The 22,750-nt window shown below is 59.5% G+C and carries 21 protein-coding genes and 1 pseudogene; 9 read left to right on the top strand and 13 right to left on the bottom strand.

Annotated elements, in window-relative coordinates; all coding sequences use genetic code 11:
• Positions 1–2 precede the first annotated feature (2 nt).
• Positions 3–119, bottom strand: a pseudogene (locus L8I05_RS06375) (DUF3313 domain-containing protein); the annotation flags it as partial.
• 17 nt (positions 120–136) lie between these two features.
• The gene (locus tag L8I05_RS06370) at positions 137–631 is read right to left on the bottom strand and encodes a hypothetical protein (RefSeq protein ID WP_242167617.1); all 495 of its coding nucleotides are present in this window, start codon (positions 629–631) and stop codon (positions 137–139) included.
• Positions 632–824: 193 nt separating this feature from the next.
• Between L8I05_RS06370 and L8I05_RS06365 the strand changes: the two genes are divergently transcribed.
• Complete coding sequence (locus L8I05_RS06365; RefSeq protein ID WP_242167616.1) at positions 825–1,517, top strand: aspartate/glutamate racemase family protein; 693 nt, start codon at positions 825–827, stop codon at positions 1,515–1,517.
• Here L8I05_RS06365 and L8I05_RS06360 read toward each other — a convergent pair.
• The 3 genes from L8I05_RS06360 to L8I05_RS06350 all read right to left on the bottom strand — a co-directional run bounded on the left by L8I05_RS06360 (position 1,514) and on the right by L8I05_RS06350 (position 5,520).
• Positions 1,514–2,026: a GNAT family N-acetyltransferase gene (locus L8I05_RS06360; RefSeq protein ID WP_242167615.1), complete on the bottom strand. Its 513-nt coding sequence runs from the start codon at positions 2,024–2,026 to the stop codon at positions 1,514–1,516. The genes L8I05_RS06365 and L8I05_RS06360 overlap by 4 nt on opposite strands.
• Before the next feature lie 1,156 nt (positions 2,027–3,182).
• Positions 3,183–4,322, bottom strand: coding sequence for a glycerate kinase (locus L8I05_RS06355; RefSeq protein ID WP_242167614.1), 1,140 nt, complete (start codon positions 4,320–4,322; stop codon positions 3,183–3,185).
• Between the two features lie 91 nt (positions 4,323–4,413).
• Positions 4,414–5,520: a sugar diacid recognition domain-containing protein gene (locus L8I05_RS06350; protein WP_159956642.1), complete on the bottom strand. Its 1,107-nt coding sequence runs from the start codon at positions 5,518–5,520 to the stop codon at positions 4,414–4,416.
• Positions 5,521–5,681: 161 nt separating this feature from the next.
• Between L8I05_RS06350 and L8I05_RS06345 the strand changes: the two genes are divergently transcribed.
• Positions 5,682–6,992 carry an MFS transporter gene (locus tag L8I05_RS06345; protein WP_242167613.1) on the top strand — a complete coding sequence of 437 codons (1,311 nt, stop codon included), beginning with the start codon at positions 5,682–5,684 and terminating at the stop codon, positions 6,990–6,992.
• A 68-nt stretch (positions 6,993–7,060) separates the two neighbouring features.
• On the opposite strand, the gene L8I05_RS06340 is transcribed toward L8I05_RS06345, so the two are convergent.
• Positions 7,061–7,765 carry an SDR family oxidoreductase gene (locus L8I05_RS06340; protein WP_242167612.1) on the bottom strand — a complete coding sequence of 235 codons (705 nt, stop codon included), beginning with the start codon at positions 7,763–7,765 and terminating at the stop codon, positions 7,061–7,063.
• Positions 7,766–7,866: 101 nt separating this feature from the next.
• Between L8I05_RS06340 and L8I05_RS06335 the strand changes: the two genes are divergently transcribed.
• On the top strand, positions 7,867–8,769 hold the full coding sequence (locus L8I05_RS06335) for a LysR family transcriptional regulator (protein WP_242167611.1): 903 nt from the start codon (positions 7,867–7,869) through the stop codon (positions 8,767–8,769).
• 81 nt (positions 8,770–8,850) lie between these two features.
• Complete coding sequence (locus L8I05_RS06330) at positions 8,851–9,858, top strand: aldo/keto reductase (protein ID WP_242167610.1); 1,008 nt, start codon at positions 8,851–8,853, stop codon at positions 9,856–9,858.
• Between the two features lie 47 nt (positions 9,859–9,905).
• On the opposite strand, the gene L8I05_RS06325 is transcribed toward L8I05_RS06330, so the two are convergent.
• Complete coding sequence (locus L8I05_RS06325; protein WP_242167609.1) at positions 9,906–11,147, bottom strand: DUF6543 domain-containing protein; 1,242 nt, start codon at positions 11,145–11,147, stop codon at positions 9,906–9,908.
• A 333-nt stretch (positions 11,148–11,480) separates the two neighbouring features.
• Here L8I05_RS06325 and rarD point away from each other — a divergent pair, with 333 nt between their 5' ends.
• A complete protein-coding gene (rarD, locus tag L8I05_RS06320) occupies positions 11,481–12,362 on the top strand; it encodes an EamA family transporter RarD (protein WP_159956654.1) in 882 nt (293 codons plus the stop codon).
• A gap of 54 nt (positions 12,363–12,416) precedes the next feature.
• Here the strand turns inward: rarD and hppD are convergent, their stop codons facing one another.
• A complete protein-coding gene (gene hppD, locus L8I05_RS06315) occupies positions 12,417–13,493 on the bottom strand; it encodes a 4-hydroxyphenylpyruvate dioxygenase (protein WP_159956656.1) in 1,077 nt (358 codons plus the stop codon).
• Between the two features lie 245 nt (positions 13,494–13,738).
• Positions 13,739–14,662: a DMT family transporter gene (locus L8I05_RS06310; RefSeq protein ID WP_242167608.1), complete on the bottom strand. Its 924-nt coding sequence runs from the start codon at positions 14,660–14,662 to the stop codon at positions 13,739–13,741.
• A gap of 75 nt (positions 14,663–14,737) precedes the next feature.
• Between L8I05_RS06310 and L8I05_RS06305 the strand changes: the two genes are divergently transcribed.
• The 3 genes from L8I05_RS06305 (at position 14,738) to L8I05_RS06295 (ending at position 17,831) form a co-directional block, all read left to right on the top strand.
• Positions 14,738–15,607: a LysR substrate-binding domain-containing protein gene (locus L8I05_RS06305; RefSeq protein ID WP_242167607.1), complete on the top strand. Its 870-nt coding sequence runs from the start codon at positions 14,738–14,740 to the stop codon at positions 15,605–15,607.
• Positions 15,608–15,727: 120 nt separating this feature from the next.
• A complete protein-coding gene (locus L8I05_RS06300) occupies positions 15,728–17,269 on the top strand; it encodes an EAL domain-containing protein (protein ID WP_242167606.1) in 1,542 nt (513 codons plus the stop codon).
• A gap of 199 nt (positions 17,270–17,468) precedes the next feature.
• Positions 17,469–17,831, top strand: coding sequence for a histone-like nucleoid-structuring protein, MvaT/MvaU family (locus L8I05_RS06295; protein WP_242168390.1), 363 nt, complete (start codon positions 17,469–17,471; stop codon positions 17,829–17,831).
• 110 nt (positions 17,832–17,941) lie between these two features.
• Here L8I05_RS06295 and L8I05_RS06290 read toward each other — a convergent pair whose 3' ends face one another.
• On the bottom strand, positions 17,942–18,478 hold the full coding sequence (locus L8I05_RS06290; RefSeq protein ID WP_242168388.1) for a DUF4946 domain-containing protein: 537 nt from the start codon (positions 18,476–18,478) through the stop codon (positions 17,942–17,944).
• Between the two features lie 198 nt (positions 18,479–18,676).
• Here L8I05_RS06290 and gloA point away from each other — a divergent pair, with 198 nt between their 5' ends.
• Positions 18,677–19,198 (top strand): lactoylglutathione lyase, encoded by a 522-nt coding sequence (gene gloA, locus L8I05_RS06285; RefSeq protein ID WP_159956661.1) that lies wholly within the window; start codon positions 18,677–18,679, stop codon positions 19,196–19,198.
• A 111-nt stretch (positions 19,199–19,309) separates the two neighbouring features.
• Here the strand turns inward: gloA and ahpF are convergent, their stop codons facing one another.
• From ahpF to L8I05_RS06270, 3 genes are all read right to left on the bottom strand, one after another.
• Positions 19,310–20,875, bottom strand: coding sequence for an alkyl hydroperoxide reductase subunit F (gene ahpF, locus L8I05_RS06280; protein ID WP_012724170.1), 1,566 nt, complete (start codon positions 20,873–20,875; stop codon positions 19,310–19,312).
• Between the two features lie 128 nt (positions 20,876–21,003).
• Positions 21,004–21,567 carry an alkyl hydroperoxide reductase subunit C gene (gene ahpC / locus L8I05_RS06275; protein ID WP_053255965.1) on the bottom strand — a complete coding sequence of 188 codons (564 nt, stop codon included), beginning with the start codon at positions 21,565–21,567 and terminating at the stop codon, positions 21,004–21,006.
• 132 nt (positions 21,568–21,699) lie between these two features.
• Positions 21,700–22,632, bottom strand: a complete 933-nt coding sequence (locus tag L8I05_RS06270) for a site-specific integrase (RefSeq protein WP_242167605.1) — start codon at positions 22,630–22,632, stop codon at positions 21,700–21,702.
• Positions 22,633–22,750: the final 118 nt, after the last annotated feature.

Below are 22,750 nucleotides of genomic sequence, written 5' to 3'. Positions count from 1 at the left end.
CGTTAGTGTTTTTTCAGCTTCACGTAGGACTGATGCAGGTCCGAGGCCCAGCCATCGATGACGCCTTTGACGTCATCGGCCTTCATCACCTGCGAGTCGTTGGACAGCCCCGGCGACCCGGCGCTGAAGTAGCGCTTCAACCGCGTTCGCGCGGAATCAGGCTCTGTAACTGCATGGCCAGGAAGTTGGCGTCGAAGGCGAAGGTGTCCGGGTCTTTCAGGCCGTTGGTTTTCTTCCACAGCCAGTCGTTTTTATCCGCCGGCAGCACCAGCGACACACTGCCGTGCCGCGCGGCGGTCAGGCCCATCACCGACACCGCAATCGCGCCGCCGACGCCCATGACTTCAGGTACGAATTCCACGGTCTTGCCGGTGATCTGCACCGTCAATTTCTCGGTCTTGAAGCTCGACGCCTCAACCGGCAGGCTCGGGCCGCTGGCCACATAGGCTTCACGCTGGACTTCCAGCAAACCAACGGTCTTCACCGGTTCCAGCCATTGCTCGATCTGCCCGAACAGCTCACCAAGCTTTTGCGCCCAGCGCGCCGATTGCAGGTCGAATTGCTGTTTTTTGTGCGCTTCGCTGTCGGCGTAATGACGAAGCATCTCGCCCAGTTGCTGTACATCGTCCATTGCAAAATTCCTTGGGTGAGCCAGGTTGCGAACAGTGATCATGGCAGATGCGGCGGTTGGCCGTATGATTAACGCCTGCGCAACAGCGCGCGCTCAGAGATGAAACTGCACCGGTGATTCTGCAGGCAACTGCGTATGACTAAACGGCGGCCGATGGGTAAGGTGAGGCGACATTCCTTGTCAGGAGCATCGCATGCGCACCATCGGCCTTATCGGCGGTATGAGCTGGGAGTCCAGCGCCGAGTATTACCGCATCATCAACCAGCGCGTGCGCGACCAGTTGGGCCCACTGCGCTCGGCGCAGCTGTTGATGTACAGCGTGGACTTCGGCCCGGTGGAACAGGCCCAACATGCCGGGCGCTGGGATGACGCCGCGCTGATTCTCGAGGATGCCGCACGCCGCTTGCAGGCTGGCGGGGCCGAGTGTGTAGTGCTGTGTACCAACACCATGCATTTGGTGGCACCGCGTATCGAGGCGGCGGTGTCGATACCCTTTCTGCATATCGCCGATGCGGCGGGTGCTGCTGCCGTAAAAGCCGGCACGCTGACGGTTGGTTTGCTGGGCACGGCATTTACCATGGAACAGGACTTTCTCAAGTCGCGCCTGGCCGCGCAGGGCTTGAACGTGCTGGTACCCGACGCAGACGAGCGCCAGGCCGTGCACCGGATTATCTATGAGGAGTTGTGTGTCGGTGTGATCAGCGATGCATCACGCGAGGTTTATCAGCGGGTGATCGCGTCGCTGGCCGCGCGTGGCGCCCAGGCCATCATCTTGGGCTGCACGGAAATTGGCCTGCTGATCAAGCCGGAGCACAGCGACTTGCCGTTGCTGGACACCACCGAGCTGCATGCGCAGGCTGCGGTGGCGTTTGCGCTGGGGGCTTAAGCCGACTGGCGCAGGCGGGCCATGCTCAGGGTGTCGACGAATACGCCGTCACGCAGGGCGTAATCGCGCATCCGGCCTTCGACTTCGAAGCCGAACTTGCGGTAGAGGTTGTGCGCGGCTTCATTGTCGGCGTACACCGTGAGTTCGACGCGGCGCAGGTTCATCCAGTTGTCGGCCACGTCCAGCGCGGCGGTCAACAGTTTGGAACCCACGCCTTTGCCTTGCCAGGCGGTGGCCACGCCCATGCCGAACGAGCCGACATGGCTGCGGCGTACACGCAGGGTTTGCTCAAGGCCAAGCTGGCCGATCACCTCACCGGCGTGCACGGCCACCAGCTGTAGGCGCCGCTCGTTATCCAGCTCCAGCTTGTTGCGCCAGGCCTGCACGGACTGGAAAGGCATTTGCAGCACCTGACGGCATACGGCCGGTTCGTTATAGAGCGCAGCGACGCCTTCAACGTGGGCCTCGGTGAAGCGCTGGATGACGATATGGGGTTCAGGTGTGTGCATTGTGTTTCATCCTTTGAAAAACACGTGGCGGGTCAGTTTAGAGGGGGTGTTGGCGTGGTGGCTAGGGCTAACGGTGTGTATATCCGTTATTTGGGGGGTGGCGGATATGGGTTCCGCCCTTACGGCGGGTCACTTTTGGAAAAGAGCCCCAAAAGTAACCAAAAGGGCTCTTGCCCCACCACTCGGCACCTCGCCTAGGCTCGGTGTGCCCTCACTCCGGCTTTGGAGCGGGGGCCGCCGCGATGGGCCATCCTTGGCCCAGCGCGGCTAAACCGGCGTCCTGCCGGTTTACCCCCGCTCCAAAGCCTGCGTTCGGCCAGCGTGGTTTAACGGGGCGCCTAAGATCAAGATCAAAAGCAGATCAAGATCAAAAGCAGAGCACGGCGGCCTGGTAGCCGACCTGAGTGGTTAGATCAAAAGCAAGGCCTAGGCGGCCTGACAGCCGGCCTGTTCATTGAAGCTGAACTCAATCAAATGTGGGAGCTGGCTTGCCTGCGATTGCATCAACTAGTTCTGCCTGATACACCGAGTTGCCTGCATCGCAGGCAAGCCAGCTCCCACAGAAAAGCAGAGCACAAAAGACTGGCGGCCGAACTCGGTCTAATTGTGGGAGCGGGCTTGCTCGCGAAGGCGGTGTATCAGCCACCTCATGTGTCACTGACCCACCGCCTTCGCGAGCAAGCCCGCTCCCACATTTTGGATCTCAGTACATCAGGTAGATGTGCTTTTGCCCTGCTTTTGCCCTGCTTCTGCTTCAACCACTCAGGTCGGCTACTAGGCCGCCGTGCTTTTGATCTTGATCTTGATCTTGATCTTGATTTGGGATCGCCCCATCAACCACGCTGGCCGAACGAAGGCTTGAATCCGTGGGTAACCCGGCAGGACGCCGGGTTAGCCGCACTGGGCCAGGGATGGCCCATTGCGGCGGCCCACGGATTCAAGCCGGAGTGAGGGCACACCGAGCCTAGGCGAGGTGCCGAGTGGTGGGGCGAGGACTTTTTGGTTACCTTTTTGGTCCCTCAAAAAGTGACCCGCCGTAAGGGCGGAACCCTAAGTAGCCGTTACCGCAGAAATGGATATGTACTCGGTCTGATCCAGCACCCTGGTCGGCTATCAGGCCGCCACCGTAGGCAGCCAGCTCCCACAGAAAAGCAGATCAGCACCCAACAGCAGTGCGCCACACCCGCGCAATATCAGCCGCGCGTTCGCGCAATAGGCGTGGCGCTTCGTTGCAGGCCTGTTCCAGGCTCATCGGCCCCGAGGGCAAGGCAAACGCCGCGTTCACGCCGTGGGCGTACATGTGCTCGTAGCCGTCGCCCAAAGTGCCGGCGATCACGATGACGGGAACACCGTGCTGCCGGGCAATGCGCGCCACGCCAAATGGGGTTTTGCCGCGCAACGTCTGGGCGTCGAAACGCCCTTCGCCAGTGATCACCAAGTCAGCGCCCTGCACCGCTTCGTCAAGCCCGACCAGTTCCGCGACCACCTCTACACCCGCGCGAAACTGCGCGCCGAGGAAGGCCTTCGCGGCAAAGCCCAAGCCGCCGGCTGCACCGCTTCCGGGTTCGTCGCGTACGTCTTTGGGCAACACCTTGGCGCAGTGATCGGCAAAGTGCCCGAGCGCCGCGTCCAGCTGTTCGACCTGCTGCGGGTTGGCGCCTTTTTGCGGGCCGAAGATCGCCGAGGCGCCGTGCGGGCCGCACAACGGGTTGTTCACGTCGGCGGCGATTTCAAAACGTACCCGGGCCAGGCGCGGGTCCAGGTGCTCCAGGCTGATGCGCGCCAGGCGTGCCAAGGCCAGGCCGCCGGGTGCGAGTACGTGGTCTTGGGCATCAAACAATTGCACGCCAAGCGCCTGCATCGCACCTGCGCCGCCGTCGTTGGTCGCGCTGCCGCCAATGGCCAGGATGATGCGCTGCGCGCCCGCCTCCAGGGCGGCGCGAATCAGTTCGCCGGTGCCGTAGGTGCTGCTGGAGCAAGCGTCGCGCTGCCCCGGCGGCACCAATTGCAAACCACTGGCCTCGGCCATTTCGATCAGCGCGGTGTGGCTGTCGGCCAACCACCCCCAGCGCGCCTCGACGGCGCCGCCCAAGGGGCTTTGCACGGTTTGGCGGCGCAGTTCGCCATTGCACGCAGCGAGTACCGCATCCACCGTCCCTTCACCGCCATCCGCCATCGGGCACTGGACCAATTGCGCGTCCGGCCACACCTGGGCCAACCCGTCGGCAATCGCCTGGGCGACGCCTTCGGCACTCAGGCTGTCCTTGAACGAGTCGGGGGCGATGATGATTTTCATGGGCTTTCTCCGGTTTTTATAACGCCCATGCTGCCAGTTGGCCGCGGCAATGACGCCGGTCCGATGCACAAGTGTAGGTGAGGTTTGTTGTTCATTCCGACAAAGCCTGGGGCAACAGCTGTACGCCGAGGTACAGGGCGAGCATGCCATCCAGGGTCAGCGGGTCGACACCGCTGAGCTCGGCAATGCGCTCCATGCGATAGCGCAGGCTGTTGCGGTGGATGCCCAATGCGTCTGCGCAGGCCTGGCTTTGGCCGTCGTGCTCGCACCAACTGCGCAAAGTGGCCAGGAGTTGGCCGTTGGTGTCCTTGGCCAGTACTTTGCGCAACGGGTTGAGCAACTCATCCAGTGCATCGTCGTTGCGATGGCGCCAGAGCATCACCGGCAGGCGATAGCGGTTGAGGGTCAACAGCCGTGAGTGGGGCAAAATATCCCGACCATAGGCCAACAAATCGCCGACCCGTCGATAGCAACGGCGTAAACCGGCCAAACCCTCGGCCTGCCCGCCCACGGCAACGCGCAGCACGTTCCAGCCCAGGCTTTGGAGTTTTTCCAGTAGCCGTGGGTTGTCCACCTGCACCGCTGCCGGCCGGCACCACAACAGCGAAAACTGCGCGGAGCTGACGCACCAACTGTCCGGGTAACGGCTGGTCAGCCAGGCGCTTAATGCCTCCGCCGATTGGCCCACGCCCAGTTCAAACAGATACGGGGTGCGCGCCATCTGCGGCTTGAGTCCCAGTTGCTGGGCCTCATCGACCAGGCGCGGTGAATCGCCACTTTCAGCCAGCAACAAGGCCAGCAAGTCATCGCAACGCTGGCGCCGCCATTGCTGCTCGGCCTGCTGATGGCGATGACTGACCAGCATCTCGGCGGTCATGCGCACCAGTTCGGCATAGGTGCGCAACAATTCAGGTTCGCCGGTGATGCCGAGTACGCCGATCAAGCGTTGGTCGTGCATCAAGGGCAGGTTGATGCCGGGCTGCACGCCTTTGAGGTGCTTGGCGGTCTGGCCGTCGATTTCCACCACCCGGCCGTTGGCCAGCACCAGTTGCGCGCCCTCATGCCGGGTATTGATTCGCTCCGGTTCGCCGCTGCCGAGTATCAGGCCCTGGCTGTCCATGACATTGACGTTATAGGGCAAGATCGCCATGGTGCGATTGACGATATCCTGCGCCAGGTCATGATCCAGCTCGAACATGGGGCTAAATTCCTGAAAAAAACGACTTGGTCATCGGCACAGCGCAAAGCCTGCTTGACTGTGCGCGAGCACAAAGACAGCAGCCCGCCAGGTGGCCGAGACTCATTGGGCGATCAACGTTACCTTCGCATCGCGAAAAATCATAATAAAGAGAGACTGCCATGTCACAGAGCGCCGCTGCCACACTGGCCACCGATGACGATAAAAACGCCATCTACAAGCGCATTACCCTGCGCCTGATCCCCTTCATTTTCATCTGCTACCTGTTCAACTACCTTGACCGGGTAAACGTTGGCTTTGCCAAGTTGCAGATGCTCGATGCCTTGAAATTCAGTGAAACCGTATACGGCCTGGGTGCCGGGATTTTCTTTATCGGCTACGTGCTGTGTGGCGTGCCGAGCAACCTGGCGTTGACCAAATTCGGCCCACGGCGCTGGATTGCGCTGATGATGATCGTGTGGGGCACGCTCTCCACCTGCTTGCTGTTCGTGACGACACCGACGCATTTCTATGGCTTGCGCTTGCTGACCGGCGCCGCCGAAGCCGGCTTCTTTCCGGGCGTGGTGCTGTACCTCTCGCAGTGGTTCCCGACCTTTCGCCGTGGGCGAATCATGGCGCTGTTCATGTCGGCGATCCCGGTGTCCGGTTTGCTCGGCAGCCCGTTTTCCGGCTGGATTCTCAACCATTTCGCGGCTGGCCAAGGTGGCCTGGCGGGCTGGCAGTGGATGTTCCTGCTGCAAGGCATTCCCACCGTAATCCTCGGCGCCCTCGCCTACTTCCTGCTCAGCGACAGTTTTGCCAACGCCAAGTGGCTCACGCCCCATGAACGCGCGGTGCTGGAAGGCGACCAGGCGACGGACTTGGCCAACAAACCCAAAACCACCACCGACTCGCTGGGCGAAGTGTTCAAGAACCCGGCGATCTGGGCGTTCGGCCTGATCTACTTCTGCATCCAGAGCGGCGTCTACGCCATCAACTTCTGGTTGCCGTCGATCATCAAGAACCTGGGCTTCAGCGATAACCTGGTGATTGGCTGGCTCAGCGCGATTCCGTACTTGCTGGCCGCTGTGTTCATGTTGTTGGTGGGCCGCTCCGCCGACTTGCGCAAGGAGCGACGCTGGCACTTGGTGGTGCCGATGTTGATGGGCGCTATCGGCTTGGTGATTGCCGTGAATTTCGCCACCACGCCGGCAATCGCAATTCTTGGCCTGACCATCGCCACCATGGGCGCCCTCACCGGCCTGCCGATGTTCTGGCCGGTGCCGACCGCGATGCTCAGTGCGGGCGCAGCGGCAGGCGGCCTGGCGCTGATCAACTCCATGGGCCAGATGGCCGGCTTCCTCAGCCCTTACATCGTCGGGTTTGTGAAGGACGCCACCGGGTCGACGGATGTGGCGTTGTACTTGCTGGCGGCGGTGATTGTGACGGGTAGTGTGTTGGCGCTGCGCATGACGCGGACGTTGAAGGCTTAACCTTTTCTCAGCAGCAATGAGGACAATGTGGGAGCAGGCAAGCCAGCTCCCACATTTTTGCCCTGTGTTTACAAAAGGCCGCCGCCGTCGATGTCGATGACGGCGCCGGTCATAAAGCCATTTTCCATGGCCAGCACATACCCCGCCGCCACTTCTTCAGCCTGCCCAACTCGCCCTACCGGCAGCGCTCCACCGGCCTTGGCGAACATCGCCACGCGCTGCTCCTCCCCCAACCCGGCATAGGCTGGCGTATCAATTACCCCTGGGCTGATCACATTGACCCGGCGCGGTGCCAGTTCTTTCGCCAACTGCTTGCCGAGTGCCTCGGTCGCGGCGTTGATGCCGGTCTTGATGAACTGGCCTGGCGCCAATTTGCGGCCGAGTTGGCCCGAGGTCAGGCTGATGCTGCCGTGTGCGTCGAGAAAGGGCAGCGCCAGTTGAATCGCGCGCAGCGAGCCCCACAGCTTCACATTGAAATTGTCCTGGGCTTCGGCCAGGTCGGTTTCGATCAAGGGTTTGACGCGCACCGACGGCCCCGAGGTATAGACCAGATGGTCAAAGCGCCCGACCGTCTCGAACAAGTGCTGCAAGGACGCGCTGTCAGTGACGTCGACCGGCTCGCTGCGCACACCGTTGTCGACACTGGAGGTCAACCGGCGCCCGGCCAGCACCACCAGTGCGCCACGTGCCACGGCGGCCTTGGCCACGGCGCCGCCGATACCGCTGCTGCCGCCAATCACGATGATGGTTTTACCGCTGAGAGAAGAGGCCATGGGGTTAATACCTGACTGAGAAAGTGAGTGTTCATCTTCCCAGCTTGGCAATCACGGAAAAATCCCGGTAAAACGACAAGATCTTTAAAGGATTTTTACAAATGAGCTCAACTCTGGACCTGGAAGTGTTCGTGCGCACCGCTGATACGGGCAGCCTGTCGGCGGCGGCGCGCAGCCTCAACCTGACGCCGGCGGCGGCGAGTATTGCGCTCAAGCGCCTGGAAACCCGGCTGGGCATCCGCCTGCTCGCCCGCTCCACGCGCAGCATGCGCCTGACCGAAGAAGGTCGGCGCTACCTGGACAGCGTGCGGGTCGCCCTGGAGGCCTTGGCGGAAGGCGAGCAGGCGATCAAGCAACAGGGCCAGAGCCTCAGCGGTTTATTGCAGTTGGCGGCGCCTTCGGATTTTGGCCGCAATGTGCTGCTGGGCTGGCTGGATGAATTCAAACTCGAACACCCGAACATCCGCCTGCAGTTATTGCTCAACGACAGCAATGCCGATTTGTTCCGCGACACCGTCGACATCGCCCTGCGCTTTGGTGTGCCACGGGATTCAAGCCTGGTGGCGCTGCCGGTGGTGCCCGGCCACCATCGCATTCCCTGCGCCAGCCCCGACTACCTGGCGCGTCACGGCACACCGCGCACGCCGGCGGATTTAGCGCAGCACAGTACGCTGCGCTACATGCGCCGAGGGCAAGCCAACAACACCTGGTATTTTCGCCAGGCCGGCGTGTTGCAGGAGGTCGAGGTGAGCGGCGATTACCTGAGCGACGACGGTGAAATTGTGCGGCGCTGGGCCTTGGCCGGTCATGGCATTGCCTATAAAGCCAACCTGGACATTGCCAGCGATATTCGCGCCGGGCGCCTGGTGCCGCTGTTGCCCGACTGGCAAGGCGAACCCACACCGTTCAACCTGATGTGCCCGCACCGCCTGCAAGTGTCGGAGCGGGTGAAAGTGCTGCACCGATTTTTACAGGCGCGCTGTGAGGCCTTGCTGAGTGCATGAAGAAACGCGCACAGGGCTTGTTCCAGAGCCCTCGAGTCTGGTATTGCATGGGGCACGTTTCCCTGCCATGAGGAGCTTTGCATGATTTACCGCACATTGGGCCAGTCCGGGTTGAAGGTCAGCGCACTGACCCTGGGCACCATGATGTTTGGCGAGCAGACCAACACCGAGGACTCGCTGCGCATCATCGACAAGGCCTGGGACCAGGGCATCAATTTTATCGACACCGCCGACGTCTACACCGGCGGGCGCTCCGAGGAAATCGTCGGCGAGGCCATCGCCCGCCACCGTTCGGATTGGGTGCTGGCCTCCAAGGTCGGCATCGGCCCGGCGGATGGTTTGCCCAACCGCAGCGGCTTGAGCCGCAAGCGCATTTTCAATGCCCTGGAGGCCAGCCTCACACGCCTGGACACGGACTACCTGGACATCTACTACCTGCACCGGGAAGACCACGATACCCCGCTGGAAGTAACCGTGTCGGCCATCGGCGACCTGATCCGCCAAGGCAAGATCCGCTATTGGGGGCTGTCCAACTACCGCGGCTGGCGCATCGCTGAAGTGATACGTGTGGCCGAGCGTCTGGGCGTGGATCGGCCGATCATCAGCCAGCCGCTGTACAACATCGTCAATCGCCAGGCCGAGGTCGAGCAGATCACCGCCGCAGCCGCCTACGGTTTGGGCGTGGTGCCTTACAGCCCGCTGGCCCGTGGTGTGCTCAGCGGCAAATACGCACCGGACGTCACACCTGAAGCCGGCAGCCGCGCGGCGCGCCAGGACAAACGCATTCTGGAAACTGAATGGCGGGTGGAATCGCTGCGCATCGCCCAGCAGATTCAGCAGTACACCCAAGGACGTGGCGTGGGCATTGTCGAGTTTGCGATTGCCTGGGTGCTGAATAACGCGGCGGTGAGCTCGGCGATTGTCGGGCCGCGTACCGAAGCGCAGTGGGATGCGTATACCGGGGCGTTGGATGTGACCATCACGGCGCAAGATGAAGCGTTTATTGACTCACTGGTGACGCCAGGGCATTCATCTACGCCAGGGTTTAATGATGTGGGTCATTTTGTGTCGGGTCGTGTGACTCGGTAAAAACCCCGCCCAACTTTCCAGTATGGGCGGGCTTGCTCGCCCTGTGCTTACAGTCGGTCTTGGAATAGGTCTTCGAGCTCTTTTACGGTCCTATCGGTTGGCTGCCTATTCTTTATCGCATCGCCTGCCACCTCACCAATCGCCCTGCCCCAGCCATATTTAGGCACGAGCCCTTGGATATAATCGCCAGCCGTTGCAAGCAAGTCGTCCATTTCAGCCTTGGACTTTCCGAGCTGCTTGCCGATATCGTTATGCTTATTCAGGAACTTCAGTAACGCGGTCACTGGATTATCCAGCGTGACCTCGACAGACGCTGCGGTCTCTCGGCTGACACCGAGTAATTCGAGAAACTCCGATGTCCAGAAAAACGGGTTCTTTAAAAAGTCCCCGAACCCGTTGACTAACAAATCAAAGGCACCGCTGATGCGCCCCCCCAGACTATTCTCGGATTGCAATGCGACAATGGGCTTGTTACTGGTCAACGCATCTTTCAAATAATACAAATTACCTTTACTGCCCAACCCGGTGAGGCTGCCGCTGGCATCGTATTTATAGGTGACCACCTCACCATCAGGGCGCACGCCGGAGTAAATGGCAAACCCCAGATGACTGACCCCAATACGCTTTAAGTCCGAAAGGCCGTTGACGTCAATTGGCGTTTTCGGTTCTTGACTGAACCGGTGCAGTTGTTCGAACACATTGCCTAGAATGTTGCCCGCCTCTCCCAATGTTCCTTCGGGCACGCTATCGTCCGGGGAGGACGCCCACGCCAGCATTAATTGCTTCACTTTTTTGACGGTATCGGAGTTGGGATCACTGTCGAAATGTTTGAGAAATGCCTCCAGTGCAACAGGACTCTGTGCGAGCTCCTTCAAATACTGGTGCACCTCCTGTGTGGTTTTAAACTCGCGGAGAGAGTCGGTATGTTTCTCCGGTATATAAAGTACAAAATTAGTTTTTCCCGGAACGACAGGTTCACGCCTGATCATAAATATATCGTTGGCTCGCACATCGCCGACGCCAAAATACTGCGTCTGTACTTTGGTGTCGTGTGACGCGTCCGGATAAACAAGCGGACGAATCAATTCTTTGCCTTGCGGACTCAAGGCGTGATGCGCGGAATCTCGCCTCAATGCCTTGGAGAAGGTCTTGTAGGTGCTCGACGTTTTCCAGGCAGGGACAGTTTCGGGGGATGGCGTAGAACTATCGTTGGATGTGTTGAGCGCATGAGGTTCACTGGCAGGTATCAGTGCAGTCTGCGAGGCAAGATTGTCTAGTTGAGTTCGCATTGAGTTATCCTCTTGTCTTCTGTCTGAGTCAGCAAATAGGGGTGGACTGCCCATTGCGTGAGGGCCGTTACCACACGGCGATGCCGTCCATTAATCGGTGTTAAATCTGTTCGCTCGTTAGTTGAAGCTCGCAGGTGACACTAATCAGTCATACGAAACTTTGCGTCTAAACAACGCAGGGCATGTGAGCAAGCGTCGTCATCCTTATGTGACGTCTGCGTGGGAAACTGTTCCATTAAAATGACTTAATCAGCGTGACAAAGAATGTCGCGAACCCTATATTCCCCGCCCAAGTTCCCCTTCTTATGAGTCAACGGCTTTCGCGAGGACAGTGTGTCTAAAGGTGTTGTGTTATCGGTATTGGCCTCGGTGTTGTTTGCCGTGATGTATTACTTCACGTCGCTGCTCACGCCATTGAGTGGCCTGGAAATTTTCGGTTGGCGCATGTTGCTGACCGTGCCGTGCATGACCGTGTTCATGATCGTCAGCGGCGAATGGCGGCGGGTCTGGGAGCTGCTGCGCATGCTGGCGAGTAAACCGCGACTGATCGGCGGCGTGTTGCTGTCGTCGGCCTTGCTCGGTGTGCAGCTCTGGCTGTTTATGTGGGCACCGCTGAATGGGCGCAGCCTGGATGTGTCGGTGGGCTATTTTCTGTTGCCGCTGACCATGGTGCTGACCGGGCGCCTGGTGTACGGCGAACGCTTGTCGCGCCTGCAGCAGATCGCGGTGTTTTTTGCCGCCCTCGGCGTGCTGAACGAGCTGTATCAGGCCGGTGGTTTTTCCTGGGCGACGCTGGTGGTGATCATCGGCTACCCAATCTATTTTGTGGTGCGCAAATACCTGACCACCGACCACTTGGGCGGCCTGTGGCTGGACATGGCATTGATGCTGCCGGTGGCCTGGTGGTTTGTGCAGCACGGCGAACAAGGCTTTGCCGTAATGGATATTCACCCGAAGCTGTATGCGTTGATTCCGATGCTGGGCGTCATCAGTGCCTCGGCACTGGTGAGCTATATCGTTGCCAGCCGCTTGCTGCCCTTCAGCCTGTTCGGGCTGCTCAGCTATGTGGAACCGGTGCTGCTGCTGGCGGTGGCGTTGATATTGGGCGAAGGCATCAAGGGCGGCCAGTGGCTGACCTATATCCCGATCTGGCTGGCGGTGATGGTGCTGGTGTACGAAGGCTTCAAGCACTTGGTGCGCCAGCGCAAAGCGTGATTCGCAGCCAATAAAAAGCCCGGCCGAGGTTAACTCGGCCGGGCTTTTTTACCCTTAGTCGGCGGTCAAAACACCACGACGCACCTGGTCACGTTCGATCGACTCGAACAGCGCCTTGAAGTTGCCCTCGCCGAAGCCATCATCGCCTTTGCGCTGGATGAATTCGAAGAACACCGGGCCCATCAGGGTTTCCGAGAAGATCTGCAGCAGCAGGCGCTTGTCGCCGGCAATCGACGAGCCGTCGAGCAGAATGCCGCGAGCTTGCAGTTGGTCCACCGGCTCGCCGTGGTTCGGCAGGCGGCCTTCGAGCATTTCGTAGTAGGTGTCTGGCGGCGGGGTCATGAAGCGCATGCCGATCTTCTTCAGCGCGTCCCAGGTCTTGACCAGGTCGTCGGTGAGGAATGCCACGTGCTGGATGCCCTCGCCGTTGAACTGCATCAGGAACTCTTCGATCTGGCCGGCGCCCTTGGACGACTCTTCGTTCAGCGGGATGCGGATCATGCCGTCCGGGGCGCTCATGGCCTTGGAGGTCAGGCCGGTGTATTCGCCCTTGATGTCGAAGTAGCGCGCTTCACGGAAGTTGAACAACTTCTCGTAGAAGTTGGCCCAGTAGACCATGCGCCCGCGATACACGTTGTGAGTCAGGTGGTCGATGACCTTGAGTCCGGCACCCACCGGGTTGCGGTCCACACCTTCGAGGAACACGAAGTCGATGTCGTAGATCGAGCTGCCTTCGCCGAAACGGTCGATCAGGTACAGCGGCGCGCCGCCGATGCCCTTGATTGCCGGCAGATTGAGTTCCATCGGGCCGGTTTGGATATGGATCGGCTGGGCGCCGAGTTCCAGAGCGCGGTTGTAAGCCTGTTGCGAGTCTTTGACGCGGAACGCCATGCCGCACACCGACGGGCCATGTTCGGCGGCGAAGTACGAGGCGAGGCTGTCAGGCTCATTGTTGAGGATCAGGTTGATCTCGCCCTGGCGATACAGGTGCACGTTCTTGGAACGGTGGGTCGCGACTTTGGTGAAGCCCATGATCTCGAAGATCGGCTCAAGGGTGCCCGGGGTTGGCGATGCGAATTCGATGAATTCAAAGCCCATCAGGCCCATTGGGTTTTCGTATTGGTCTGCCATGGAGGCACCTCATCATTCTTGTAGTTAACAAATAGTTATTTGCGAGCAAGGATGAGGTTGGCGGGTGGCGCGCAGGAGAGGCCTCGCACGCTGCGGGCGAGGAAGTCACCAAAGATGAGGGGGGAGCCGAGTAGCTTCATGGTTACATCAGTCTCTGACGGCCGAGGCTTGCGTGAGCGCAAGTCCATATTCTTGTATGCGTAAATCGATTCTACACAGCGTAACAGGGTTTGTCCGCACTCTTATCAAATCCCCAATGGCCGGGCCGGTGCAAGGGGTTTGTTGCACAGATAGATGCCCAGCAGGATGACTGCCCCACCCAGCAGCATCGGTGCGGTCAATTGCTCACCCAACAGCACGGCGCCGCAGATGACGGCTGTCAGCGGGTTAAGCGCAATGAACACACCCGCGCGGGTCGCGCCGATCTGGCGGATTCCGTCATACCAGGCGATGTAGGCCAGCGCGGAGCCGAGTACGCCCAGGTAGAGCAGGCTGAGCAGTTGCGGCAAATGGATGGCGCTCAGGGCTGTCAATGTCAGCTTGCCGCCGACCAACGCGGTGAGCGTCAACATCGCCGTGCCCAGCAGGATCGACCAGGTCACGGTTTGCAGTGGCCCCAGGCTTTTGTTGAGGCCACGGGAAAACAACGAGTACACGCCCCACCCCACCACGCAGCCGAAAATCAGCACGTCGCCGCGCCAGGCATTGTCGGCGCCCTGCAACAGTTGCGGGTGGCGGCTGACAATGACCACACCCGCTCCACCCAGGCAAAAGGCGATGCCCAGGCATTTGGCCGCGCCCAGGCGCTCCTTGTGCAAAAGCCACGCAGCCAGGCCGATCACTGCTGGGTTGAGTGCGACGATCAACGACGCTCGCGACGCGTTGATGTAGTGCAGGCCGTAAAAAAAACACAGGTTGTAGAAATAAATCCCGAAGAACCCCAGCGTCGCCAACTGCATGAGCTGCGTACAGCTGGGCCGCGCCAGGCGCACGCGCGCAAGGGCCATGAACCCCAGCAGCGCTGCGCTTGCCAGCACAAAACGCAAGGTTGCAGCCAGCAGCGGGTCGACGTCAGCGGCCAGGTAGCGGCCAGCCACAAAGGTCGCGCCCCAGATCATGGTGACAGCGGCAAGTTTGAGGTAAGTCAGGCGGTCAGGTGAAAACGTCATCGTGGTGCTCTTTGCGTGTCAGGGTTGGGTTATCCTGCGACTAATGACCGATCATCGTAAAATGAGTAAATACTCATGACGCTCACGCAACTGGAAATCTTCTCGCGGGTGGCCGAACTGCACAGTTTCACCCTCGCCGCGCACCGACTGGGTATCGGCCAGTCGGCCGTTTCCCATGCGATCAAAGCCCTTGAACAGGAACTGGGTGTCGAACTGTTTCGACGCCATCAGCCTCACGTCGAACTCAGTGACATCGGCCGGCAACTGCTGATGCGCGCCCGCACGCTGCTCGGCGTGGCCGACACCCTGCAACAGGAAGCCTCGGATGCCCGGGGCATGAAGCGCGGCACGCTGCGCATCGGTTCGTTTGGCCCCACTTCATCCAATCGCCTGTTGCCGCGTATTCTTGAGCGGTTCAGGCGTGAGCATCCGGGTATTGAAGTGCATGTGGATGAAGGCCCGGACCGCCAAGTGATCCAGTGGCTGGATGAGCGCCGTATCGACGTCGGATTTGTGGTGCTGGAACAGGAGCGTTTCGATACGTTTGCGCTGTTCCAGGACCAGATGGTCGCCCTGCTGCCCGCAGCGCTTCCGCTGGCCGTGCAGCCTTGCGTGGAATTGAAGGCGCTGTGCGACGATCCGTTCATTCTCACCGACGCGGGTTCCCAGGAGCTGGTCTCGCGGTTGTTCACGGCTGCGCGGCTAACGCCGAATGTACGTTACCGCTGCTCGCAACTGCTCAGTACCCTGGAGGCAGTCAGCCGCGGCGACGGCGTGAGTGTGGTGGCGCAGGCGTCATTGCCCGAGACGCCGGACGCGCGTTACCACGTGCGGCCGCTGACGCCACGCATCAGCCGTGACATCGGCCTGGCGGTGCTGGACCAGCGCCAGTCGACGCCGGCGACGCTCGCGTTTATTCACTTGGCGCAAGGCCTGGATTTCTAGCGATGCCCCTGGCCGAACGGCCAGGTCCGGCGAGCTTATTTGGCCTGCGCCATCTATCATGGGGTTAATCTGATCAGCGCCTCTGGTGCTTTTCCCATCCTGCGACAGGCCGTTCCCTTCATGCCCCTGACCGTCAACGGCCCGCGAAAACGCGCCACCCGGTATTTGATCACAGCACTCAGCGGCCTGCTGCCGATCGCCTTGGGCGTCGTCATCCTCTACTGGCAAGCCGAACGGACGCTGCAACAAAGCACCGCACAAACTGCCCGCGAAGCGGTGCGCCAGTTTGACTTGATGCTCAGCAACACCGAGCTCGCCGCTCAGGCGTTGCTGCCGTTGGCTGGCCAACCTTGCGACAACGGTGCGCAACTGGCGCTACGCGAACAAGTCACCCGGCGGCCCTTTGTGCGGGCCACCACGTTGTCCTGGCAGAAGAACATCTATTGCAGCTCACTGTTCGGCGGCAATTACCAGTCGCCAGTCAACCCGGACGATTATGTCGACGGCAAACTGTGGTTAATGAACGGCAACCCGGTGACGCCGGACACGGCGCTGCTGGTGTACCGCTTGGTCGACGGTGACAAGGCGGCCTTTGCCTCGATTGATGGCTACCACCTGACCAACGCACTGCGCCTGATCAGCCGCTATACAGACCTTGTGCTGCAAGTGGGGCCTAACTGGCTGGACGCCGATGGCAAGGTGCACAACACCGCAGTGCCGGCCTTCGCCGTGGCCCACCAGCATCTGGCTTCAGAGCGCTATCACTACAGCGTCGAGGCGGGCATGCCGTCCGGGGAAGTGTGGCGTTATATGGAAGCACGCTACCCGGCGCTGTTCAGCCTGCTGGTGTTCTTTGGGGCACTGGCCGGCGTGCTTGCGCACTGGCTGCAAAAACGCTCCTCTGCACCCACCCATGAGTTGCAGCGCGCCTTGGGCGCCAACGAGTTCATCGCGTATTTCCAGCCCGTAGTGCGCGGTGATACGCATGAATGGGCGGGTTGCGAAGTGCTGATGCGCTGGCAACATCCGAAGGAAGGCTTGGTGCGCCCTGACTTGTTTATCCCGCTGGCGGAGCATTCCGGCTTGATCGTGCCGATGACCCGCGCATTGCTGCGCCAGACAGCTGAACAACTTGCCCCGCATGCCGGGCGTTTCAGTCCGGGCTTTCATATTGGCGTGAATATCACCGCACGCCACTGCCTGGATCTGGACCTGGTGGAGGACTGCCGGGCATTTCTCGCCGCCTTCACGCCTGGCCAGGTCACGCTGGTACTGGAGTTGACCGAACGCGAACTGATCAAGCCAACGGATATCACCCGTCGCCTGTTCGAGGCCCTGCATCAACTGGGCGTGATGATTGCGATTGATGACTTCGGCACCGGCCATTCCAGCTTGGGTTACTTGCGCAACTTCAATGTCGACTACTTGAAGATCGATCAAAGCTTCGTCGCCATGATAGGTGCGGACGCCCTCTCGCGGCATATTCTCGACAGTATCATTGAACTGTCCGGCAAGCTGGATTTGGGCATCGTTGCCGAAGGTGTGGAAACAGCCGAGCAGCGTGACTATCTTGCTGCACACGGTGTGGATTTCCTGCAGGGTTACCTGTTTGGTCGGCCATTACCCTGTGAAGAGTTCATTAAGTCGCTGACCAGCCATTGAGTATCCATACACCGCGCTTGATGAAATAATCTTATTTAGTGAACAGACGTGATTTACTCCCGGCGCATTAACTACTACAATTTTTCCTGCCTGTGCTGAACTCGCAGAAAGGCCTCTTTCTTTGAGTTATTTTAAAGCTCTTGGCCTACAGCTTTATCTGCAGTTGATGTCAGCAAACACCATTATTGGAGTACAGATTTTGTCCAGACTCGCCGAATTTCGCGCAGCAGAAAAAGCCCTTCAAGAGCAGCTTGCCCAGCTCGAATCCTTGAAGAACGACGCCGGCCTGAAGAAAGAAATCGAATTCGAAGAAAAGCTGCAAGGCTTGATGAAGCAGTATGGCAAAGGCCTGCGCGACATCATCTCGATCCTTGATCCAAACCCTGGCAAGGCCAGCGCCACGGTCGCAGCACCAAAACAGCGCCGCGCACGCGTGGTCAAGGTGTATAGCAACCCGCACACCGGTGAGCTGATCGAGACCAAAGGCGGCAACCACCGCGGCCTGAAAGCCTGGAAAGAACAGTATGGCGCTGCCACTGTTGATTCCTGGCTTCGCGGCTGATCGCAACGCATTAACAAAAAGCCCCGCATAAGCGGGGCTTTCTGTTTAAGGGTTCGGAAACGAACTTAACTAAGAGTTCATTGGGTTCAAAATCGATCAACCTAGTGCATTCAAAGTTTCAGACTGTCGCGCACCGAACCGACTTCTGCCTTGCTGGCCTCATAAGCATCAGCTTGGCCGGCGTATGAAAAAACATAGGCTTTATCGGTATCAACCGCGCCTACCAATGTTTGCGACAACACGTGTCGGCCGTTCTCGGTAATCACGCAAGTAGTTTCCAGTGCTTCAAGACGGCTCAATGTGCTGGGGTGCATCTTGCTGCACACGCTTTGATAACCACCCTGGGCAAAATCCTTCTGGATGGATTTACGCATTTCCAGCAAAACACCTTGAAGATTAACTTTATGCCCCGCCTCTATGGGTGTGCCCGTCAACTCCATGACCATCAAGGTGTTGCCATTTTCATCATTCTTGATAGCGCGCTGCCGCGACACGGCTTGGGGTTTTACCGGCGCCTCGCCGTCCGGCTCCACTTCTTCGACTTGCCAGCCGCTGGGCCAGTGAATTTCCGGGTCGGCCGCCTGCACGAATGGGCTGACCAACAGGAAACACATGGAGCTCAACAGCGATTTACGGAATTCAATCATTACGAAAAACACCCAAGGTTCAAGCGACAAAGTTTGAGCCTCGGCACCCGCTGGTCGCAAGCGCTGCGTGACCTTTTTCATTTGGCGCAGTAGCCAGCCCTTGCGTATCATGGCTGCGCTGCAGGGATGCTTGCCGCAAGCCAACGGACCGCGCCTATTCTTTCAAGTCGCGTTTGCCCCATTTTTTCTGGAGGGCCCATGAGCCTGCACGATCTGAACACTTTCCCGGGCGTCACCGCCCAACCTGACACCGCCACCACGAACTTCGTGTTCAACCACACCATGCTGCGGGTCAAGGACATTACCAAGTCGCTGGATTTCTACACCCGCGTCCTGGGTTTTTCCCTGGTCGAAAAGCGCGACTTCCCGGAAGCTGAATTCAGCCTGTACTTCCTGGCCCTGGTAGATAAAGCCCAAATCCCGGCCGACGCCGCCGAGCGGACCCAGTGGATGAAGTCGATCCCAGGCATTCTGGAACTGACCCACAACCACGGCACTGAAAACGATGCCGACTTTGCCTATCACAACGGCAATACCGACCCGCGTGGCTTTGGCCACATCTGCATCTCGGTGCCGGATATCGTCGCTGCGTGTGAGCGCTTCGAAGCGCTGGGCTGTGATTTCCAGAAGCGCTTGAGCGATGGCCGCATGAAAAGCCTGGCCTTTATCAAGGACCCGGATGCGTACTGGGTTGAAATTATTCAGCCGGCGCCGATGTAAGCGTTCCATGTGACGCGGAGCGTCATCGGAGGCATTCCCCCGCGGAGCGTGGGAACGATCAAGCAAAAACCCCATGATTACTCATGGGGTTTTTCGTTTGCGGGGCTGGATTTACGCCGGTGCGGAAGTGCGGATCAGGTGATCGAAAGCACTCAGCGACGCTTTGGCGCCCTCGCCTACCGCGATCACGATTTGCTTGTACGGCACAGTTGTCACGTCACCGGCAGCGAATACGCCTGGCAGTGAAGTCTCGCCACGCGCATCGACAATGATCTCGCCACGCGGGGTCAGTTCCACAGTGCCTTTGAGCCAGTCGGTGTTGGGCAACAAGCCGATCTGTACAAAGATGCCTTCCAGGTCGATGGTCTTGAATTCACCACTGTCGCGGTCCTTGTAAGCAAGACCGGTGACTTTCTGGCCATCGCCTTTGACTTCGCTGGTCAGCGCGCTGGTGATCACGTCAACGTTCGGCAGGCTGTAGAGCTTGCGCTGCAACACGGCGTCGGCGCGCAATTTGCTGTCGAACTCCAGCAAGGTCACGTGACTGACGATACCCGCCAGGTCGATGGCCGCTTCAACGCCGGAGTTGCCGCCGCCGATCACCGCCACGCGCTTGCCTTTGAACAGCGGGCCATCGCAGTGCGGGCAGAAGCACACGCCTTTGGCTTTGTATTCCTGCTCGCCTGGCACACCCATTTCGCGCCAGCGGGCACCGGTGGCCAAAATCACGGTCTTGGACTTGAGCGTTGCACCGCTTTCAAAACGAATCTCGTGCAGGTCACCGGCGTTTTTTGCCGGAATCAAGCTGCTGGCGCGCTGCAGGTTCATGATGTCCACGTCGTACTGACGCACATGGGCTTCAAGGGCACTGGCGAGTTTCGGGCCTTCGGTTTCTTGCACCGAGATAAAGTTCTCGATGGACATGGTGTCCAGCACTTGCCCGCCGAAGCGCTCAGCCGCCACACCGGTGCGAATGCCTTTACGTGCGGCGTAGATGGCGGCTGCCGAACCGGCTGGGCCACCGCCGACGACCAGTACATCAAAGGCGTCTTTGGCGCTGATTTTCTCGGCGGCTTTTTCAATGCCGCTGGTGTCGAGCTTGGCGAGGATTTCTTCGAGGCCCATGCGGCCCTGGCCGAAGTTCACGCCGTTGAGGTAGACGCTGGGCACCGCCATGATCTGACGCTCATCGACTTCAGCCTGGAACAATGCGCCGTCGATGGCGACGTGGCGGATGTTCGGGTTGAGCACGGCCATCAGGTTCAACGCCTGGACCACGTCCGGGCAGTTCTGGCAGGACAGCGAGAAGTACGTCTCGAAGCTGAACTCGCCTTTGAGTGCGCGGATCTGTTCAATCACTTCGACACTGGCCTTCGAGGGGTGGCCGCCGACTTGCAGCAATGCCAACACCAGGGAGGTGAATTCATGGCCCATGGGGATGCCGGCGAAACGCAGGCTGATATCGGCACCCGGGCGGTTGATGGAGAACGAGGGCTTGCGCGCATCATCGCCATCGGTTTTCAGGGTAATCAGCGTGGTGAGGCTGACAACATCCTGCAAAAGGGCAAGCATTTCCTGGGATTTCGCACCGTCGTCGAGGGAGGCGACGATCTCGATCGGCTGGGTGACCCGTTCCAGGTATGACTTCAACTGAGCTTTAAGATTGGCGTCCAACATACGGGCGATTTCCTATTAATTCGGTTTATTGCAGACAAAAAAACGCCCGAGCGAAACTCGCCCGGGCGTTTTGGGGGGCGGATGCAGCTTACTTAAGTGCGGAGTCCCGCCCTTGATATTTCACAGACTTAGATCTTGCCGACCAGGTCCAGGGACGGAGCCAGCGTGGCCTCGCCTTCTTTCCACTTGGCTGGGCACACTTCGCCTGGGTGGGCAGCAACGTACTGAGCAGCCTTGATTTTGCGCAGCAGCTCGGAAGCGTCACGGCCAACACCGCCGTCGTTCAGTTCAACGATCTTGATCTTGCCTTCTGGGTCGATCACGAAGGTGCCACGGTCTGCCAGGCCAGCTTCTTCGATCAGTACGTCGAAGTTGCGCGAGATGGTCAGGGTTGGGTCGCCGATCATGGTGTACTGGATTTTGCCGATGGCTGGCGAAGTGTTGTGCCAGGCAGCGTGAGCAAAGTGGGTGTCGGTGGAAACGCTGTAGATTTCGACGCCCAGTTTCTGGAATTCGGCGTAGTTGTCAGCCAGGTCTTCCAGCTCGGTTGGGCAAACGAAGGTGAAGTCGGCCGGGTAGAAGAACACGACGGACCATTTGCCTTTCAGGTCAGCGTCCGACACGTCTACGAAGTTGCCGTTTTTGTACGCGGTAGCTTTGAACGGTTTTACTTGGCTGTTGATGATAGGCATCGTTGACTCTCCGTCAGGGTTAAGAAGTTGATGAGATGAATCCTACCGACTCTTTCCGTCGATGGCTCATTGGCAAACCTGATGCTGACGATTGGTTTTCCCTATCAGGTGACAGTATTAATAGAAGAAATCTCAAATCAGCGGCTGGGTCGCCAAGGTCATCCCGAGAAAGGGCGTCGCTTCAACATAGCGCATAGCCGATTTCATGTCGTTCCAGCCGACGTAACTCATCAACGACTTAAGGTCCCAACCGCTGCGATGAGCCCAGGTGGCAAAGCCCCGGCGCAATGAGTGACTGGTGTACAGGTCGGCCGGGATGCCCGCACGCTCCAGGGCCTGGCGCAACAGCGGGATCACGCTGTTAGCGTGCAAGCCCTCCTCGCCCAGGTTGCCCCAGCGATCAATCCCACGGAACACCGGGCCGCGCACCAGCCCCGAGACGCTCAGCCAGTCGCTGTACGCCTGCACCGGGCACAGGCGTAGCAAGGCTGGCGTCTGGTAGGTCTTGCCGAGGTTGTCGCGGTCACTTTTGCTGCGCGGCAGGTACAGGCTGATGCCGGCGCCGGGCACCGCCTGCACGTGCTCGATGATCAGGCGGCACAACTCATCACTGCGAAAACCGCGCCAGAACCCCAGCAAAATTAAAGCGCTGTCGCGCTTGGCACGCAGCAAGCGTGGCAAGTCCTGGTCGTTGCTCGCCTGCTGGGCCTCGGCGGCCAGTGAAGCGACCACTTGTTCCAGGTGCTTGAGCTGCAGCGGTTCGGCCTGCTTCTCCTGCGCTGGGTGCACGGCGCGAATGCCCTTGAGCACCTTGCGCACCACCGGTGCCTTGGTCGGGTCGGGGAAACCCTGGCTGGTGTGCCATTGCGCCAGCGCCGAGAGCCGCAGCTTCAGGGTGTTGACTGCCAATACGCCGGCGTGCGCCACCAGGTAGCGCGCCACGCTGTCACTGGTGGCAGGCAGGAACCCGCCCCAACTCACTTCGAAGTGCTCGATGGCCGCCCGGTAACTGCGGCGGGTGTTATCGCGGGTGGCGGCGTTGAGATACCGATCCAGATCGCTCATGAAGGGCCTATTCGTACTGCTACAGGGTGAATCCGCGCTGAAAACAGCTATGACACGGGATAATACGCCAATATCCCATCTGTTAAATCATGAATTTAAACGTCTTTTTATCCGTGTT

Source organism: Pseudomonas sp. MONT-RG-20F-20-E-7-02, assembly GCF_022662395.1.
Classification (GTDB): Bacteria; Pseudomonadota; Gammaproteobacteria; order Pseudomonadales; family Pseudomonadaceae; genus Aquipseudomonas.
Note: the sequence above shows the minus strand (reverse complement) of the source record. Positions and strands in the feature narration are given on the sequence as shown.